The sequence below is a fragment of the Providencia sp. JGM181 genome (assembly GCF_018257375.1).
In the GTDB taxonomy this organism is placed as follows: Bacteria; Pseudomonadota; Gammaproteobacteria; order Enterobacterales; family Enterobacteriaceae; genus Providencia; species Providencia lanzhouensis.
On the sequence record NZ_JAERJY010000279.1, the window covers coordinates 1 to 1,134 of the forward strand.

Below are 1,134 nucleotides of genomic sequence, written 5' to 3' on the forward strand. Positions count from 1 at the left end.
TTTATATTCAAGGTAACCTTTAGGATCACCATCTAGTGGTTCTATAGAAAATCTAAGTTTTTTATTTTTTCCATTTTCATTCTTATTAAAAGGCTTCATTTCAGGCCAACTCATTACTAATGGCAAAACTCGGAAATTTGCATCGCAACCTTTTTTATTTTCTAAGAATCTTGGATCGAAATAACTATAACCTTCATATTCCGCAAAGGGGTAGACATAGTTGCCAGGCACTTCAATGACTGTATCGCTAAACCTCCCACACACAAAACCGGGGCGATTATCTGCCATCGATAAAGTTGAAATTAACAAGATAAATATAGAAAAAATAAATTTTATTGGCATATTACGCCTCCAAATCTTTCAAAAACTTATTTTTTATAACGAAAACTATCTTCAACCATCGTCATGGTTTTCTCAATTTCAATAACTAGGGGAATTTTCCTCATTCTCTCTAACCATCGCTGGCTTTTTTTACGTTTTTCAATTGAAATGCTTTCTGCCTCAGCCTTCATTTTAAACCACAAATCAACAAATATTTTCTCCTCGGATTCCCTTTCGGAATTAGCGTTCATTTCCCTCCAAAATTTGTTTCGTTCATTTTCATCAAAAACATCATAAATATCAGCAAAAAACCATGCATCGCAGGGTAAATTCGCTGCTTTAAATCCATTTTTATTGATAATTTTAGCCTCGTTAAAATTAATTCTTTCCGTTCTAACCTCTACACCTTTATTTAATTCAAACCAAGACTTTAAGTAATTCGCATATGCCAATGCAGATTCATAATGGACTTTATCCATTTTTTCTTTTGACAATGGTTGTTTATATTCATCCATAGTCACTCTTATATATTCAAGTATAATTATGTTAAAAATAGATACACTATCTTTCTTAGGCTCCGAACCTATAGATTGAAAGGAGAAAAATAACAAAATAAAACATAACAATAATTTTTTATTTTGATGCCATATTACCCCCACTAGTCTCCCTCCATAATGTTAGCAAGAACAGCGTTAGTCCATATCTCACTAATTGTGTTTTCGATACTATTCATCACTGGAATTTCACAAACCATTGAAGTTTCTAGCGCTTGAGCAAAACTTGGGTGCTGTGTATGAATAATGGCATCAAAAC

Annotated in this window: 1 protein-coding gene and 1 pseudogene; both read right to left on the minus strand. The window is 32.6% G+C overall.

Features of this window, described 5'->3' with window-relative positions:
• A pseudogene (locus JK188_RS17505) lies at positions 1-342 on the minus strand (hypothetical protein); the annotation flags it as partial.
• A 26-nt stretch (positions 343-368) separates the two neighbouring features.
• Complete coding sequence (locus tag JK188_RS17510; protein WP_249215363.1) at positions 369-836, minus strand: hypothetical protein; 468 nt, start codon at positions 834-836, stop codon at positions 369-371.
• Positions 837-1,134: the final 298 nt, after the last annotated feature.

What these genes read in the sequence shown, in the direction of transcription:
- JK188_RS17510 (WP_249215363.1), bottom strand. Translation starts at nt 836, where the DNA reads ATGGATGAATATAAACAACCATTGTCAAAAGAAAAAATGGATAAAGTC.